Below are 16,412 nucleotides of genomic sequence, written 5' to 3'. Positions count from 1 at the left end.
TTTGGGTGCATCTCATGTTAGGTCGATTTCATCTGGGTGTTCTATTCACTACTCTCTCTTTCCTTTCTCTTGTACCGCAAGCCATTTTCGCTCAATCAATCATTTCAGCCCCCGATCGCACTGGAACTATAGTGCAGAAAAATGGCGATATTTATGAGATTACAGGAGGGACGCGATCGGGTTTCAACTTATTCCACAGCTTTCAAGAATTTGGTTTAACACCCAGAGAAATTGCCGATTTTATTTCCAATCCTGAAATTAACAATATTTTAGGGAGAGTGGTGGGGGGAAATCCATCAATTATTGAAGGATTAATTCGCCTCAGTGGAGGAGATAGTAATTTATATTTAGTCAATGAAGCAGGATGGATCTTTACTCGCGGTGCAAAATTAGATGTACCGGGAAGTTTTGGTGTTTCAACAGCCAATCGTATCGGGTTTGAAGATGGCTTTTTTAATGCTTCAGGAATGAATGATTATGAAACATTAATTGGGAATCCTACAGGGTTATTTTTTGATACGATGCACCCCGGAATAATTATCAATGGGGGAGATTTAGCGGTTAAAGAAGGAGAAAATATTTATGCGATCGCCGGTTCTGTGTTCAGTACAGGAACATTTTTCGCACCAGGAGGAAATATTACTATCGCTGCAATCCCAGGACACAATCAAGTTAAAATTACTCAAGAAGGAACAATATTAAGCATTATCCTTGATGTGAAACCAGTGCAACCAGGAGAACGAGAAATTACAGGCTTAAAATTATCAGATATTCCTCGTTATTTGATGGAACAAAGTGCAACTGGATTAGTTACAAATGAAGCAAATATAGTTCGATTAGCCAACAATAATATGCCCTTACCCGAAACAATAGGGACAGTGATTATTTCGGGGGCGATCGCGACAGCAACGCGATCGCCAGATTTAACACCAAGTATTGATATTATTGGCAAAAATATCGCTTTATTGGCTGCAAATATAGATGCTTCGGGAGTCAATACGGGAGGAAATATTCGCATCGGTGGGGACTATCGCGGTCAAAGTTCTCTCTCAATTTCCGAACAGACTTTAATTAATTCTGATACAATTATTCAAGCTAATGCGTTAAATTCAGGAGATGGTGGACGAGTTATTATTTGGTCAAATGATACCACTCGCTTTCATGGTGAAATTAACGTGCGCGGCGGTCAAAATGTAGGGAATGGGGGATTTGTTGAAGTTTCTGGGCGCAAGTTTTTAGATTTTCAAGGTCATGTCAATACTTCTGCTTCTCATGGCGCATTTGGGACATTATTACTCGACCCAACTAATATCGAAATTGTTGCCAATGGTAGCAATACTAGCGATACAACCTTGAGTTTTAGCGATACTCCTCTTGATGCTAAATTAAATGTTAGTTTTATTAACAATGCTACCGCAAATGTAATCCTTGAAGCGACGAACAATATTACTTTTAGTAGCGCGATCGCCATGTCAACGAAAGGAGTAGGATTACAAGCATCTGCACAGAATAGTATTAATGTCAATGCCAATATCACAACAAATAACGGTTTTGTGAACCTGAATGCCGATGCTGACAATAGTAACGGTGGTGAACTCGCCCTCAACAATGCACAGATTAGCACAGGAACGGGAAATATTACCCTCATTGGTCGCGGAAAAACGGGTTCTAATGGCGGTGGGACAGGAGGAACGGGAATTGCCCTCAATAACAGCAGTTTGGCAACCACAAGCGGTAATATCTCTCTTACAGGAGTTGGTGGAGATGGCGGTACAGGAACTAGCCAATCAAACGGCTCAAATGGTGGTGTAAATACTTTGGGAGGTGCTGCTGGAACAGATGGAGGGGATGGTGGTAATGGAGGAAGTGGAATTTCTCTGACTAATAGCGCAATTAATTCCACAAATGGTTTAGTGAGTTTGACTGGAACAGGTGGAAATGGCGGTAATGGTGGAGTAGGTGGCGGCGGTAATGGCGGTGGTAGCAATACTCGTGCGACTCTCCTATTGGGAGGAAATGGTGGAACAGCAGGAGGTGACGGAGGTAGCGGTGTAGGCGGTAGCAATGCGAATCCCGGTGGTGGCGGTGCTGGTGGTAATGTTGGGAGTGGTAATGGTAGTGGTGGCATTGGCAATACAGGCGGAATGGGAAGTGCGAATAAACGAGCAGGAGGTGGCGGCGGTGGTGGTGGTTTCGGTGGTACTGGAACCGAGGGAAGTGTAGGTACTAACACCCCTAGTCGTGGAAATTCTGGAAGTGCTGGTGGCGCTGGTGGTGGAGGTGGCACCTCTAATGAAAATGGTGGTGGTGGCGGCGGCGGTAATGGTTTCGGTGGTGGTGGTGGCGCTTCTAATGGTGGTAACGGAGGTAATGGGGATGGAAATGGCGGTAATGGAGCTACAGGTGATCTTGCTGGTGGAACAACCAATAATAATGGTGGAAATGGAGGATTGGGAAATGGTGCTGGTGGTTTGGGTACAACAGGTACAAATAATGGCCAAGATGGCTTTGCTAATGGCAAAGGAGGTGATGGTGCGCCTTTAAGTGGAGGCGATAGTGGCGGTGCTGGCGGCGGTGCCGGCGGTAACGGAGGTAACGGGGGAAACGGTGGTGATGGAATTGCTTTAATTAGCGGTCAGATTGTCACATCTCCAGGTCACTTAACTATCGAGGGAACGGGAGGAAACGGTGGAAGTGGCGGTAATGGTGGTGGAGGAGGTGGCGGGGGTCGCGGTGTTGGTGGAGGAGGCGGCGGTTCTGGTGGTACTGGTGGAATGGGAGGTACGGGGGGTTTGGGTTGGTCGATCGCCGGAGATTTTCAAATTTTCTCGGGTTTTACCAACTCTAAATCAAATAGCACAATAGTATTAATCAATAGCGCTCTGGCCCTTATAGAAATTAGCAATTTATCAATTACGTTAAGCAAACCAAAAACTTGTCTTCCTTTCGCTGTTCCTGAAGAGAAGATGGAGGATTATGAAGCGCGATCGCGGGAAAAATGTCCTTCACTTTTCGAGTCCTTCTAACTGGGTTAAAATTTCTTGAACAGCGGCGATAATTACTTCTGGTTCATCTATCCAGACAAAGTGATCGCTTTTAGAAGCCTGCATTTGTTGACTATTACTGGAAAGTTGAAGTAATTCCGCGTGGATTTCATCTCGCAGGCGATCGGCGGCTTGTAGGGGAAACAAAAATGTTCCTGGCGATCGCTTTAAAAAAGTGTTCGATTTAATATCAATTAAAGGAATATTGCTAATTTTAGTCGCTTCTCGTACTTGACGCGCACTGGCATCTAAATTCCATATTTCTCTTGCCATTGTGAGCCAATGTTGAGGACGGTAAAAAGAGCGTTTAACCATCTTTAAAGTTTTAGAGGAAAATTGCCGCAATTCTTTTTTCAGCACCTCAAAACAGCCAATCGTTCCCAATATTCTCACTAATCCTAAAAACGAGCCGAGAACCGACATAATAAACCCTGACCAAAAGAATACTTGCAAAACTCTCAGTTTCCACGACATCGCCAGCATTGCTTTCTCGTGCAATCCTTCTGTAAGAATCATTCCAGCCACTTTTTCCGGATACCGAGAAGCATAAAGGCGAACATTATAACTGCCAAATGAGTCCCCCACTAAAATATAAGGCGGTTCGATTTCTGCTTTCTCTAAAGCTAAATTTAATTCTTTGACAATCTCTGCACTACAACGAGGCTTAGAACTCATTTCGCTCCAACCATATCCAGCGCGATCGCAAATACACACTCGTGTAATTTTTGCAAGTTCTTCTATTAAAAAATAACCATCAATTCCCCCCAAACTATGCTCGATGACAACTGTATATTTTCCTGTTCCTTTTGTCAATAAATGGAGTTTGTGGCTACCAATATCAACAAGTTGACCAGGAGGTTTGATTCGACGCTCTTCTAATAAAGTCGCAACGAGATGATAAACTGTTGTTATCAAAAGCAATAACCATTTAATTTTCATTTCAACCAACCTTGAGTTTCAGTATTGACCATGACACGGCCTAATTTTATATATTCGCTTTGAGTTGCCTTAAAAATGTGTTGCATTTGTACCGATTCTTCCGCATCGGCTGCGAGGACAGCAGCATTGAGAGCAATACTGCGAATATTTCCTCCGGCTATATTCAGTTGACCTAAACGTTCATAGTTTAACTGCTCCGTCGGTGTTTGCGAGGGAAATACTCGCCGCCAAATTTCAGCGCGAGCCTCTTTATTGGGGAAAGGAAAGTTTAAAACAAAAGGGATACGCCGTAAAAAGGCTTGATCGATGGAATCTTTCAGATTGGTCCTCGCTCCAGCAAACAAAGCACTTAATCCCAAACCTCGGCTATTTTTCGCACCAAAACCCCACTCTTCTTGTACCTTTATATAATGAACCAAAGACGAAGATAACCGAAGCCATGAAACTGAATGAAGTTATTACGCATTATTAGAAATGAAAAAACTTCTTGTCACCGGATCTAGCGGTTTTCTCGGCTGGAATTTATGTCAAATTGCAACACAACAAAATTGGCAAGTTTTCGGGACTTATCGCACTCATGCAATTAATATTCCTAAAGTATTATCGCAAAAAATTGATTTAACTGATTTTCAAGCACTGAAAACACTGTTTGCAGAAATTCAACCCGATGCGGTTATTCATGCTGCTGCTGCTGCAAAACCCAATTATTGTCAAACTCATCCTCAAGAATCTTATCGTATAAACGTCACCACTTCCTGTTATATTGCCGATCTATGTGCAGAAGTTGAGATTCCTTGTGCTTTTACCTCCACCGATCTTGTCTTTGATGGTTTAAATCCACCTTATAGGGAAGGCGATCGCGTTTGTCCAGTCAGTATTTATGGCGAACAAAAAGTATTAGCAGAACAAGGAATATTAGAACGTTATCCGAAAACGGCTATTTGTCGAATGCCCTTAATGTTTGGCATTGCTTCCCCCCATTCTCCTAGTTTTATTCAATCATTTATTGCCAAACTTCGTCAAGAGGAAGAATTAACCTTATTTGTTGACGAGTATCGAATGCCTGTCAGTGCAGAAACCGCAGCCCACGGATTGTTTTTGGCACTTGAAAAAGCCGAAGGAATTTTACATTTAGGGGGCAAAGAACGCTTATCTCGCTATGAATTTGGCTGCTTAATGACCGAAGTTTTAGAACTACCCAAAACGGGCTTAAAATCCTGTTCTCAAAAAGATGTAACGATGGCTGCCCCTCGACCTGCCGATCTCGCTATGGATAGTTCAAAAGCCTTTGCTTTAGGCTACAATCCCCCCACTATACGAGAAGAATTAGAGGCATTAAAAGGAAAGTTGTAAAACCAGATAAACACTGAGTTATCAATTTACAGACTTGATATGTCTTGTTTCCTCCGTTATCCTTTCAAATTATTACTTCTTTTTCTCCTTATATTTTGCATCTGCGTATTTCTTCATAACACGATTAAAAGTTTTTGCAACTCCTGTTCCTTTCGCTGCACTCACCAACGCAACAGAAAAATCAATCTGATGTTCGGGTTTAGCAATCTTATCACAAGCATCGCGAATATTATATTCAATACGTTTGAACAAATTGCGTGCATATTCTTCTACATTAGCCAAACTTACCCCAGGAATACAGCCCATCGCGACGATTTGCTCCAGCAAATCCATCTTATTAATAATTAAAGTGACACATAAAAGATTCTTGCTATAAACCGTTGCAAAAACAATTTCTAAAATTGCGGGAACAATATATTCAAGATGCTGTTCAACTCGTTTGCGAATCTTAGTTTCAGTATCAACGGCCAACCATTCAACTAATTCATTAGTATCTAATGGTTTGCCATTTTTTTCAATCCGAGGGGCAATATCAACAATAAACAGAACCCCATTCACCAAACGTCTGTCCGGTAAACCAATGACTTGTGGAGAAGCATTCAGAGTATTTTGGGAAGGAGATTGACCTTGATAATCAGAAACAACAATTCGGCACTGTCGTTTCGTTTCCAAATCTAAATATTTTTCAGCAGTATAAAAAGCAAAATATTTGGTTGCTTGTTCCGGTCTGACCTCTCCACCCAACCAACTTTTGATAATGGTTGTTTTACCACTCCCCCCGCGACCATAAAGATAGAAGCGACTCGCAGCTTTCTTCAGCATGGAATCATTGCGAAGATTATCTACCAATTCGCGGTAGAGTTCTGTCGTTGCACCCACTGAGATAACGGCAAATACGGCAACCAACAAAAGGCTGATTAAGATCGGTCCTGTGGCCGTACCCGATCCATTGAGCAGAATAACGACAAATGTGGCACAAATCACCAACAATACAAAAATTAATATCTTGCGTCCTCTCATTGTGTAATTCCGGGTGCGATGGGTATGGAAGTCATTTTACGTTATATATGCTGTAAATATCTCTGGATTAACTCTTGCAAGAGTTTTATCTTACTTCGCTTCCATCCAGTTTTTCCCTCCACTCACGTCTACAACTAAAGGAATGCTCAGTTTTACGGCATTTTCCATCGTATCTCGAATTTGCGGCTCTAATTCTTCCCATTCTTCCGGGGGAACTTCAAAGACTAATTCATCGTGGACTTGCAACAGTAATTTAGCTTGATAATTTTGCAGGATTTCATGTAATTTAATCATGGCAATTTTAATGATATCTGCACTCGATCCCTGTATGGGGGCATTTGCGGCAGCCCTCAAGAGTTGTGCATCTCCCTGAGAGAGGTTTTTAAGTTTCTCCAGATCGATCGCCTCGAGGGGGAGTCCTTGGAGCTTCTGCACGCTTTCTCCGGCAAAATTAAAGTAGCGGCGACGTTTGAGTAAAGTTTCCACATAACCAAAGGCGATCGCTTCTTTTTTCATGCGTTCTAGATAGGCGAATACATTAGCATAGCGTTCTCGGTAGCGATCGATAAAGATTTTCCCTTCTTTTGAACTGACTCCGGCTTCTCGGGCAAAACGCTGGGCACCCATCCCATAAATTACCCCAAAATTAATCGTTTTTCCTAAACGGCGTTCGTCGGGGGTAATTTCTTCTTTTTCAAAGAGCAATTGTGCGGTGACGCGGTGAACGTCCTGATGATTGCTGTATGCTTCAACAAGGATAGGTTCTTGGCTCAAATGGGCGAGGATTCGCAGTTCGATTTGAGAGTAGTCTGCGGACACTAATTGCCATCCTTCTCGGGGTAAAAAGGCTTTACGGATTTGCCTGGAAAATTCGCTACGAATGGGAATATTTTGCAAGTTAGGATTGGAGGAGGAGAGTCGCCCTGTGGAGGTGACGGTTTGATTAAAATGGGTGTGAATGCGCCCAGTTTTGAGATGAACAAGGGCGGGAATTGCATCGACATAGGTTGATTTTAGTTTGGAAAGAGTACGATATTCAAGAATGCGATCGATGACGGGGTGATCCCCTTGTAATTTCTCTAAGGTAGCATGATCTGTGGAGTATCCCGTTTTGGTTTTGCGTGTCTTTCGGGTACTCAATCCTAATGTTTCAAAAAACAATTTGCTTAACTGTTTGGGAGAACCTAAATTGAATTCTTCTCCCGCTTCTTCGTAAGCATTTTTCTCGATATTTGTCAAGTCTTTTCCTAACTGTTCGGATAGTTGTTTGAGGTAGTCGGTATCGATACGAATGCCTTGATCTTCCATTGCGGAAAGAACGGGTTCTAGGGGCTGTTCTATGTCTAAAAGTAGTTCTTCTAAGGCGGGAATTTTTGTTAGTTCTGCTCTCAATTTTGGCACGAGATGAAAGGTTGCATAAACATCCATGCCGCAATATTCAGCAACCTGAGAAACGGGGAGATCGGAGATATTTTTACCTTTGGGAATCTCTAAATCTTTGTAACTTTTTGCTTCAATTTCGGTTAAATATTTTAGAGATAAATCCGTTAGATTATGAAAACTGTCTGGGTTAATAATATAACTTGCCAACATAGTGTCAAAAACAACACCTTTTAATTTAATTCCTTGATAGAAAAGAACGAGGCGATCGAATTTAGCATTTTGTAAAGATTTGGGATAGTTTTCACTTTCGAGAATGGGCTTTAAAGTCTCTAAAACCAATGTTTTATCAAGTTGTTTTCCTTCTTTATGAGCGAGGGGAATATAAGCCATATCAACGAGATTTTCTCCCCAACAACAGCCGATTCCAACTAATTCAGTATCACGAGGTTCGAGGGAACTGGTTTCAGTGTCCCAAGCTACAGGAATTTCAGGATTAGTATAAGTTTTTAAGCGGTCTACTAACGCTGTTAATTTTGCTTCGGTATTGATTATTTCTGGTGTAATGAGAGATTTTTCTTCCTCTTGAGCTTTTTCGGTTTCTTCTGCACTAAAAAACGATGTATCGCCGTCTTCAGATGATTCTATCTCCAAGGAAGTTGATTCTGTAGAATTGCTTCCGAATTGTTCTTGTAATTTGTCAAGTTGTTGGCTGAGTTTATTTAGCTCTAGTTTTTCTAATAAAGGTTGTGCTTGCTGGAAATCTAAACCTTCAAGTTTCAGATCGTTAACTTTAATCTCTAAGGGAACATCGAGTTTAATCGTTGCCATAAATTGGGAGTGTTTGGCATCTTCTTGTCCTGTTTTGAGTTTCTTTTGATTTGCCCCTTTAATTTGCTCGATATTCTCATAAGTTTTCTCTAGTGTTCCATATTCTTTAAGCAATTTAACGGCGGTTTTCTCGCCAATTCCTCTAATGCCAGGAATATTATCGGATTTGTCACCACACAGGGCTTTATAATCAATGACTTGTGCAGGAGTGACTCCTAATTTTTCTTCAACTTCTGTGGCATGAAATTCCTTTAGTCCCGATCGCGCACTTTTAATGGCTCTAGGGTCTAAATAAATGACGCTAATCTGTTTTTCATCATCAACAACTTGAAATAAATCCCGATCGCCAGTCATAATTTTAACCCGATATCCCGCTTGACTTCCTTGCACGGCTAAAGTACCGAGAATATCATCAGCTTCGTATCCAGGTTTGGCGATCGCCGTCAAATTTAACTCTTGTAAAAGTGCTTGTAAATTCTTCATGTCCGGAATAAAATCATCCGGTGTTTCCTTGCGATCGGCTTTGTAGGTGGGATCTGCCTGATGGCGAAAAGTGGGTGCAGATGTATCGAAGGCGATCGCCAAAAATTCTGGCTTTTCCACTTGTATCGCTTGTAAAAGAGACTTGAGAAAGCCAAAACAAATATTAGTGGGAATTCCCGCAGAAGTCCGCAAACCCCCATCTCGTCCCTTGGCAAAGGCATAATAAGAACGGAAAGCAAGGGAGTGACCATCAATGAGTAGTAAAGTCGGGAGGGAGGTTAAATCGTTCAAGGGATTGGGGCTGAGATAATAAAAAAGTTTAACGCAAAACTCTACCTTGAGACAATTGAACCATCCCCAAGCATAACTTTTGATTATACTTGGGGATTCTTTCAAATAAACCGACAAGTTTTCGCGATCGCCCTGCTAAAAAGAGCATTATACTCATTGCTACTCACCTCATAAGCGCCAAACCGAGCCAAATGGGGATTTTGTAATTGAGCATCGAAGAGAACAAAATTGCGCGATCGCAAATGCTCAACTAATTTCACCATTGCCACTTTTGACCCCTCGGGAATGCGATAAAACATCGACTCGCCAATAAATGCACCTTTAATGACCAAACCCAAAATACCTCCAGCTAATTCATCTCCCTCCCAAGTCTCAAAACTGTGAGCGCATCCCGCTAAATGCAACTCCCAATAAATCTCCTTGAGTTGGTCAGAAATCCAAGTTTTTTGGCGATCGGCACACCCCTCGCACACCGTCCGAAAATCGCGATCGATCGCCACGGAAAAACGATTTTGATTGAGAGCGCGACGCAGAGACTTAGGGTAGCGAAAGCGATGGTCAAGGGGAATGAGAGCGCGTTGATCGCTTGAATACCATCCCAAATTCCCTTTATCATCAGCCATGAGAAAGAAACCCTGGGTGTAACCATCGATGAGAGCAGAAACATTAATGACCATCTAGAAAAACAATCTAGAAAAACGGAGAGGGAGGGATTCGAACCCTCGATGAAGTTTAACCCTCATAACTTCTTAGCAGGAAGCCGCTTTCAACCGCTCAGCCACCTCTCCAAGTTTATATTTGGGTAGTATAGCAAATTTTTTCCATGTTAACAAGTATTGCAACTTGCATAAATTTTACTCGTCCGGTCAGAAGTAAGAAGTAGAAGGTAACTCTTTCTCACCAAAAAGGAGGATAGAAACAATGTCTCACGGATGTCATAGTTCTAATTCTGCGATCAAATGCCCAAAATGTAGCCGACATACAGTAATTTCTCTCAATGTAAACCTCTGGAAGTGTCTTAATTGTGACTTCTCCAAGGATTTCTCGGAGGATGACGAAGAAGAGCCAGATAATACATTTATATCTGCTTGTCTGGGAGGTATCGCCATTACTCTACTTTGTTTGCTGAGTCTTTAAAACTCCCGAATTTTATCGGGGAGGGTGCATTACCACCTCAAGATAACCTTATCTACTCAATATAATTATTTTCTCACAGTAAGATATAAAAAGTATCGGCATCTATCTCAACCATGTTTTCTATTTTTATTCTCACCCATAACGAAGAACTCGATATTGCTGCCTGTATTGAATCCGCGTTATTATCCGATGATGTAATTGTTGTAGACTCCTACAGTAGCGATCGCACTTTAGAAATTGCCCATCGCTATGAGGTTCAAGTAGTTTGTCACAAATTTGCAAGTCATGGGAAACAACGAACTTGGATGTTACAAAATATTGCGACTCGTCACGACTGGGTATATATCCTGGAAGCTGATGAACGCATGACTCCTGCTTTATTTACCGAATGTTTGCAGGCTATCCAAAATTCTGACAATGTGGGTTATTATGTTGCCGAACGGGTAATATTTATGGGACATTGGATTCGCCATTGTACTCAATATCCTCGCTATCAATTGCGCTTGTTAGATAAAAATAAAGTTTGGTTTTCCGATTACGGTCATACAGAACGAGAGATATATCAAGGAAAAACCAGTTTTCTTCAATCAAATTATCCCCACTTTACCTGTAGCAAAGGCTTTAGTCGTTGGTTAGAGAAACACAATCGTTATTCAACCGATGAAGCAAGAGAAACGATTTATCAATTGCAATGCAAACATATTAATTGGCAAGATTTATTTTGGGGAAATACGGAAGTAAAACGACGACGGGCATTAAAAGATTTATCTCTGCGTTTACCTTTTCGTCCTCTTATTCGTTTCCTTTATATGTATTTCTTTTTAGGGGGAATTTTGGATGGTAAAGCTGGGTTGACTTGGTGTATTTTGCAGGCTTTTTATGAATATTTAATTTTACTGAAAATGGAAGAATTGCGAAGACAACATGAAAAGCAACTATTCTCAAAAGTTAGTCAAGTGGATTCTTTAGCAAAGGATAAATCAGAGAAAAAAATTAAGGCGATCGCGTCTCCTTAATTCTATCTTTTTAAGGGTGCGAAATAGTCTCAACTTCCTGCAAAGCTGCATCTAACCATTCTTGCATAGCAGGAAGTTGCCAAATTGTTTCCGTGTAGGCTTTTTCGCTATCCGTTAAAGGAACATCGTAGGTGATAAAGCGAGAAACAACCGGGGCAAACATGGCATCAGCAAGAGAAAATTCACCAAACAAAAAGGGTCCGTTTTCTCCGAATTGGTTGCGACAATTGTACCAAATTTCTTTAACGCGGGTAATATCAGTATGAACGTCGGGGTTCATTCCTTCTCCTGGAAAGCGGTTGCGACAGTCCATCGGCATTTTTTGTCGCAGATGATAAAATCCTGCGTGCATTTCTAGACTAACAGAACGGGCAAAAGCCCTTGCTTGGCGATCGCCTGGAAGTAATTGGGGTGCAAAATTTTCCACGATATACTCACAAATTGCCCAGGATTCCCAAATTGTAAGATTATCGTGGAGTAACACCGGAACCCGTCCTGAAGGAGAGTAATACCTAATTTCTCGATGGGTGTTGGGAGTATCGAGAGGGATGCGAATCTCGCTAAAGTCCAAGTCAGCTTGTTTCATTGCTAACCAAGGACGCAATGACCAAGAAGAGTAGTTTTTATTGCCAATAACTAGAGTTAATTCAGCCACGATCGCGCTTTCGTTACTATATTTTTTTCAGAATATAATTCTATCATTTTAGGCGATCGCCACAAGACGAGACAAACCAGAAATTTTTCTAAAGATCCATCGTTTTCGGCATTTCTACTAATAAGGTCATCTCATTGCGTCCGATGACATTAACCCGAACTCCAGGGGAAACATTAATTCCTGTAACGCATTGGGCAAACCACCAGGATCCGCGAAACTTGACGCGGCCTCGGCGATCGGGGCAAATTTCGTCGGTGACGATCGCATTGCCTTTCCAAAGATCGAATTTTTGTGTAGTTGGTTGCTGTGTTTTATTAAAGAGGCCAAACATAATTAAATATCTCCAAGTTTTTTGCTAAGTTGTGATGGTTAAAAATTTAGATGCGATCGCAGTCTTAACTAATCAGTCTTTCTCAACAAAAGTTTTGTTTCCGGAATATGCCACTAAAGAATCTGTCCATACTCCATACCTTTATCCTAAATCCTCTTCACAAAATCGAACGCCTTCTATAGATTTGACTGCCTTTTTCTGCCTTAATATGCCCTAAAACGCGATTGGATTTTTGCTGGTGGGATACAATAGGGAGCAAGTTTGAGGGATTTAACAACCTCCATATATTTGAGTTTTTGATCTTTTGGATTAGGGCATAAGCAATACCGCCCCTACCCCAAACACCTACTGTACAGGGCAAATGCTTGCGCCCTTAAACTACTACGGTAATGATCCGCATTTTATATTATTTAAGATGCTTTAGATTGAGAGGAATAGTTAAATACATCAACTGCGATCGATTTAACGGGTTTTGTGTCACTATGTAGCATTGCTCTAATTTGTTCGGTGGTTTCTCGACTAAAAACCATTTCACCGCAACGAGAGCAAACCTGCATCGGGATATTTTCAACGAGATAAAATTTACCTTCAATTTGAAAAATTTCACTGGTTTGGTCTAAATGAAATTCTTCTGAGTGACAAGCATGGCATTTAAACATTAGTCTCTCCTTGTTTGATGGTCAATCCATTCATTTTCATCGGGTTCATATAAAGTGATTATTTTTGTTGTGTCTGATTCCATTCGAGAAACCTGAAGATGTAAGGCTCTATTTTTTGTTGTAAAACCCAATAATAGAGAACTGGGTGAATATTTATCATCTGGATAATGTTCAATTATAATGATATTCTCTCCTACTTCTCGGATTTCGCGATCGCTAATATTTCGTTCGATCGCTCGTTTAAATGCGTGTCTGGTCAGTTCAAATCAGTCTTTCTCAACAAAAGTTTTGTTTCCGGAATATGCCACTAAAGAATCTGTCACCCTTCTCTATTTCTATCCTAAACAAAAGCGAACGCACTCCATCATTTGACTGCCTTTTCCTGCCTTTTCCTGCTTTAAGCTGTTCAGCATCTAAACGGCATTATCAAAAATCCCAAAAACCTTGGAGTGCGACCATCTTGGTCGCTAGAGATCCGTTGTTTAAATGTGTTTTAGCTTAATGCGCCTTTGTTAGGATATGATGGGGTGAAAGTTGGGGGAGTGAGGCCATGGATCTAATTACACAAACTAAAAATCGACTGGTCACAGCAGGGGGAATGTTAATCGGAGGATCAATATGTTTATCTTTAGCTGGTTCTGGAGTATTAGCTGTTCTTCCCGGTGCGTCCCTATTCATGACAGTTTTTGGAACAATTGTAACGGCGATTACAGGAGGTGTGGTTGCCACTGATAGCATACCGGAGCATTTAAACCATGTTTCCGTGAGATTGCGAGACAGCCAGCAAAAATTAAGCAATCACGATTTAACGAATGCGGTAGGTTTGGCGATGGGTTTGATTATTAAATCTGTGGCCGAATCTGGGAATTATCCTGACTCAGAAAGAGACTTGCGGGGGTTGGCAGAATCTACCGTGAAAGCGTGGCCAAAGGTCGCGGAACGATTGAAAAGGCGGGCTGATAATACTTTTGAGGTTTTGCAGGATGAGGCGGTTTCTGGGCTATTTTCGGGGACAATGGAGAAATTTCTCAATACTCCAGTTTTAGAGGAGGAAGATTGGCGGAAATTGTTACAGAATTGGTTATGTGTCGAGGCACAAATTTGGCTGCGATCGGATGTTTCGGATGTTTTGGATGTGGTGATTAATCGTTTATACAAGCAATTTCCTTTGGCGTTGCGGGAGGTTTTGAAGGCGGATTTTAAAGAGGGAGGGAAGGCGTTTGCAGGGTTAACGATTGCGGTTTTGAGTGAAATGCAGGGGAGTTTGCAAGAGTTGCTGGCACGTCCGACGGGGGAAGATTTGGGGAATTTACAAACAAGTTTAGAGCAAGAGATGCAATCTTTGGCAGGGTTGCGGCAGCAGTTAGAAAATAATGCGGAAGGGTTTCGGGAGTTGGGGGAAAATATTGATTCGGGTTTTGCTGAGGTTTTGCGGGAGTTAGGGGTAACGGAGGAGAAAATTGCGGGGAAAATTGACGGATTACAGCAATGGTTGCAAGGATATTTATCTGAAATTATTGAGCGTTTAGATGGGTTGAAAGAAGGACAAGAAAAAATCAGGGAAGATGTAGAAAAAGCGATCAAAAATACAGAAGAATTGCTGGATCGATTAGAGGGAATAAATCAGCAGAAACAAGCACGACTGGGTTATGTTTTAGATAGCAATCGTCCGGCAATTAGCTATTGGCAAGGACGGGTTAAGGAGTTAGAAACGGTTAACGGCTGGTTAGATGATGAGAATCGCAAGTTAGGGTTTATTTGTGGCATAGGTGGGGTCGGAAAGTCGGCTTTAGCGGCGAAGATTTATGAGATGCGATCGGATTTTGAACGGAAGTTTTGGGCAGATTTGGGAGATGCACCCTTTTTGAGTGCTTTGGCGCGGAAGATTTTGCAGGAGTTCAAGATTTTTGATGAGGAAGAGTTGGAGAAAATGGATGAGAAAAACTTGGGGACAGTTTTGATCAATTCTTTGCAGAAGCGGCGTTATTTATTGATTTTGGATAATTTTGAATCGGTGCTTGATGATGAAGATTATCAACAGTTTTTGCAGCAGTGGTTGGGGTGTTTTAGTCAGACGGAAATTTTAGTGACAACCCAGGCGATCCCAAGGTTAAAGCAGATATCGCGTACCGAGATTACTTTGCAGGGATTATTGGAAAAGGAGGGTGTAGAGTATTTACAAGCAGTGGGAATTGGTGGGAGAGATGAGGAGTTATCGGCATTTGTGACACGGGTTAAGGGGCATCCTTTAACGTTAAAGTTGGTGGCTGGTTTTCTCAATGAGGAGAGGGGAGAAGGGGCAAAGATTGGAGATTTACAAGCATTGGGTGTCGATCTATTGGATGAACGAATTGATGGGGATCATCGACAACAAATCGTGCAGTTAGTTACGGTTTTGGAGGCGAGTTTTCAGCGTTTGACGGAGAAGTTGCAGGGGGTTTTGTTGTCGGTTTTAGTGTTGCGAGGTGGGTTTGATGTGGCGATGGCGAGGGGGATTTCTGGGGAAGAGGTGACGGAGAAGGAGTTACGGGATTTACAGAGTCGGGGATTATTAATTGTTACGGAGAAAAATGAGCAAAAAGTGGGAGATCCCCCCCAGCCCTCCTTGAAAAGGGGGGAGAATCTGGAAGTCCCCTTGAAAAGGGGGGAGAATCTGGAAGTCCCCCTTATTAAGGGGGATTTAGGGGGATCTTATGAGTTTCAGCCGTTGATTGAAGAGTATCTCAAGTATAAGTCGGGAGATTTGACAGAAGCGCATCAAAAAGCAATTTCGTTTTATCAAGGTACTTTAAAACCTCGGGAGGAATGGGAGACAGTGGAAGATGTGGGGGAATATTTGGAAATCTTTCATCATCGTTGCGAGTTGGGAGAGTATGAGACAGCTTTTGATTCGATTCGTGATGGAAGTTATAGCGATCGCTGCGTTGATAACTTTCTCAATTTACGGGGTTATAATCAACTGCGAATTGAACTTTATACTCGGTTAGTTGCTGGGTTATCAAATCGCGAAGACTGGCGATATACTGCTTGTTTAACTTCTCTAGGCAATGCTTACGACTCCTTGGGAGACTACCAACAGGCGATCGCACTCTATCAGCAATCACTGGAAATTAAACGCCAAATTGGGGACAGAGGGGGAGAAGCTAATTCTTTAGGCAATTTAGGCAATGCTTACAACTCCTTGGGAGAGTACCAACAGGCGATCGCACTCTATCAGCAATCACTGGAAATTAAACGCCAAATTGGGGACAGAGGGGGAGAAGCTAATTCTTT

The 16,412-nt window shown here is 41.9% G+C and carries 12 protein-coding genes, 1 tRNA gene and 1 pseudogene; 4 read left to right on the top strand and 10 right to left on the bottom strand.

Annotation, left to right across the window (positions count from 1 at the left end; all coding sequences use genetic code 11):
• The first annotated feature begins 14 nt into the window (after nucleotides 1–14).
• Nucleotides 15–3,026 carry a filamentous hemagglutinin N-terminal domain-containing protein gene (locus JUI58_RS27050; RefSeq protein WP_204104468.1) on the top strand — a complete coding sequence of 1,004 codons (3,012 nt, stop codon included), beginning with the start codon at nucleotides 15–17 and terminating at the stop codon, nucleotides 3,024–3,026.
• On the opposite strand, the gene JUI58_RS14290 is transcribed toward JUI58_RS27050, so the two are convergent.
• Nucleotides 3,006–3,983: an alpha/beta hydrolase gene (locus tag JUI58_RS14290; protein ID WP_204104467.1), complete on the bottom strand. Its 978-nt coding sequence runs from the start codon at nucleotides 3,981–3,983 to the stop codon at nucleotides 3,006–3,008. The genes JUI58_RS27050 and JUI58_RS14290 overlap by 21 nt on opposite strands.
• A pseudogene (locus JUI58_RS14285) lies at nucleotides 3,980–4,309 on the bottom strand (ATP-binding protein); the annotation flags it as partial. The pseudogene JUI58_RS14285 and the gene JUI58_RS14290, both read right to left, overlap by 4 nt.
• A gap of 148 nt (nucleotides 4,310–4,457) precedes the next feature.
• On the opposite strand from JUI58_RS14285, the gene JUI58_RS14280 reads away from it, so the two are divergent.
• Nucleotides 4,458–5,336, top strand: coding sequence for an NAD(P)-dependent oxidoreductase (locus JUI58_RS14280; RefSeq protein ID WP_204104465.1), 879 nt, complete (start codon nucleotides 4,458–4,460; stop codon nucleotides 5,334–5,336).
• Nucleotides 5,337–5,408: 72 nt separating this feature from the next.
• Here JUI58_RS14280 and JUI58_RS14275 read toward each other — a convergent pair whose 3' ends face one another.
• From JUI58_RS14275 to JUI58_RS14260, 4 genes are all read right to left on the bottom strand, one after another.
• Entirely contained in the window at nucleotides 5,409–6,356 is a 948-nt protein-coding gene (locus JUI58_RS14275) for a hypothetical protein (protein WP_204104464.1), read from the bottom strand.
• 90 nt (nucleotides 6,357–6,446) lie between these two features.
• On the bottom strand, nucleotides 6,447–9,341 hold the full coding sequence (gene polA, locus JUI58_RS14270; RefSeq protein WP_239121476.1) for a DNA polymerase I: 2,895 nt from the start codon (nucleotides 9,339–9,341) through the stop codon (nucleotides 6,447–6,449).
• 101 nt (nucleotides 9,342–9,442) lie between these two features.
• Nucleotides 9,443–10,018 (bottom strand): leucyl/phenylalanyl-tRNA--protein transferase, encoded by a 576-nt coding sequence (gene aat, locus JUI58_RS14265; RefSeq protein WP_204104462.1) that lies wholly within the window; start codon nucleotides 10,016–10,018, stop codon nucleotides 9,443–9,445.
• 22 nt (nucleotides 10,019–10,040) lie between these two features.
• Nucleotides 10,041–10,129: transfer RNA gene (locus JUI58_RS14260), tRNA-Ser, on the bottom strand.
• A 462-nt stretch (nucleotides 10,130–10,591) separates the two neighbouring features.
• Here JUI58_RS14260 and JUI58_RS14255 point away from each other — a divergent pair.
• Complete coding sequence (locus JUI58_RS14255; RefSeq protein WP_204104461.1) at nucleotides 10,592–11,494, top strand: glycosyltransferase family 2 protein; 903 nt, start codon at nucleotides 10,592–10,594, stop codon at nucleotides 11,492–11,494.
• Nucleotides 11,495–11,504: 10 nt separating this feature from the next.
• On the opposite strand, the gene JUI58_RS14250 is transcribed toward JUI58_RS14255, so the two are convergent.
• The 4 genes from JUI58_RS14250 to JUI58_RS27780 form a co-directional block, all read right to left on the bottom strand.
• Entirely contained in the window at nucleotides 11,505–12,149 is a 645-nt protein-coding gene (locus tag JUI58_RS14250; protein ID WP_204104460.1) for a glutathione S-transferase family protein, read from the bottom strand.
• Nucleotides 12,150–12,237: 88 nt separating this feature from the next.
• The gene (locus tag JUI58_RS14245; protein ID WP_204104459.1) at nucleotides 12,238–12,480 is read right to left on the bottom strand and encodes an NfeD family protein; all 243 of its coding nucleotides are present in this window, start codon (nucleotides 12,478–12,480) and stop codon (nucleotides 12,238–12,240) included.
• A gap of 410 nt (nucleotides 12,481–12,890) precedes the next feature.
• Nucleotides 12,891–13,139, bottom strand: coding sequence for a YgiT-type zinc finger protein (locus JUI58_RS14240; RefSeq protein ID WP_204104458.1), 249 nt, complete (start codon nucleotides 13,137–13,139; stop codon nucleotides 12,891–12,893).
• Nucleotides 13,139–13,399 (bottom strand): DUF4258 domain-containing protein, encoded by a 261-nt coding sequence (locus JUI58_RS27780; RefSeq protein WP_204104490.1) that lies wholly within the window; start codon nucleotides 13,397–13,399, stop codon nucleotides 13,139–13,141. The genes JUI58_RS14240 and JUI58_RS27780 overlap by 1 nt, the downstream gene beginning before the upstream one ends.
• 290 nt (nucleotides 13,400–13,689) lie before the next feature.
• Between JUI58_RS27780 and JUI58_RS14230 the strand changes: the two genes are divergently transcribed.
• Nucleotides 13,690–16,412: tetratricopeptide repeat protein (locus JUI58_RS14230; protein ID WP_204104457.1), on the top strand; the 2,723-nt coding region annotated here is incomplete at its 3' end.

Source organism: Spirulina sp. CCY15215, from assembly GCF_016888125.1.
Lineage (GTDB): Bacteria > Cyanobacteriota > Cyanobacteriia > Cyanobacteriales > Spirulinaceae > CCY15215.
The sequence above is the reverse complement of the archived record's forward strand: the minus strand, read 5'-3'. Positions and strand labels throughout refer to the sequence as shown.

Bases quoted from the DNA above. Each gene is read 5' to 3' on its own strand.
- JUI58_RS27050 (WP_204104468.1), top strand. From the start codon at position 15: ATGTTAGGTCGATTTCATCTGGGTGTTCTATTCACTACTCTCTCTTTC.
- JUI58_RS14290 (WP_204104467.1), bottom strand. From the start codon at position 3,983: ATGAAAATTAAATGGTTATTGCTTTTGATAACAACAGTTTATCATCTC.
- JUI58_RS14280 (WP_204104465.1), top strand. From the start codon at position 4,458: ATGAAAAAACTTCTTGTCACCGGATCTAGCGGTTTTCTCGGCTGGAAT.
- JUI58_RS14275 (WP_204104464.1), bottom strand. From the start codon at position 6,356: ATGAGAGGACGCAAGATATTAATTTTTGTATTGTTGGTGATTTGTGCC.
- aat (WP_204104462.1), bottom strand. From the start codon at position 10,018: ATGGTCATTAATGTTTCTGCTCTCATCGATGGTTACACCCAGGGTTTC.
- JUI58_RS14255 (WP_204104461.1), top strand. From the start codon at position 10,592: ATGTTTTCTATTTTTATTCTCACCCATAACGAAGAACTCGATATTGCT.
- JUI58_RS14245 (WP_204104459.1), bottom strand. From the start codon at position 12,480: ATGTTTGGCCTCTTTAATAAAACACAGCAACCAACTACACAAAAATTC.
- JUI58_RS14240 (WP_204104458.1), bottom strand. From the start codon at position 13,139: ATGTTTAAATGCCATGCTTGTCACTCAGAAGAATTTCATTTAGACCAA.